Origin of the sequence: Paraburkholderia sp. BR14320 (assembly GCF_040948665.1) — a bacterium.
GTDB classification, from domain to species: domain Bacteria; phylum Pseudomonadota; class Gammaproteobacteria; order Burkholderiales; family Burkholderiaceae; genus Paraburkholderia; species Paraburkholderia youngii.
The window spans coordinates 1-370 of record NZ_JBFPKG010000285.1 but is presented as its reverse complement, the minus strand read 5'-3'; the positions used below and the strand labels follow the sequence as shown (position 1 = coordinate 370).

Here is a 370-nt window from a genome sequence, read left to right as displayed (position 1 = left end):
ATCCCGCGACGGAGCTTACCGTCTCACGGCTTTGTCCGGATGGGGGTATTGCAAAGATGCTCCGGGTTGTGTAAAAGCGCAACTTCATGAAGCCAGCATTGAATAATGCCATCAAGTGGTTGCTAGTACGACATCCCGTAAATACTGACAGGTGCGCCCTCCGACGAGGCGGGCCTGAATGCGGTGCTGGCAGTCGAGGCGAACGTCGACTGCGTGATCGCCGACGGCGCGTACTACAGTATTGCGCAGACCGAGGCGTGGTCAACCTGTGGTGTGCTGCCGGTGATTCCACCACCGGCCAATGCGGTCGTTCACAATCAACCGGCGACACGCTGGCACGACCATCTCGTTCGGTACATCAAGGACAAGG

General features: G+C 58.1%; 1 protein-coding gene. It reads left to right on the top strand.

All coding sequences use genetic code 11. The annotated features are described in order from the left end of the window. Positions 1-183: 183 nt before the first annotated feature. Positions 184-370: hypothetical protein (locus tag AB3X89_RS40340; RefSeq protein ID WP_368588075.1), on the top strand; the 187-nt coding region annotated here is incomplete at its 3' end.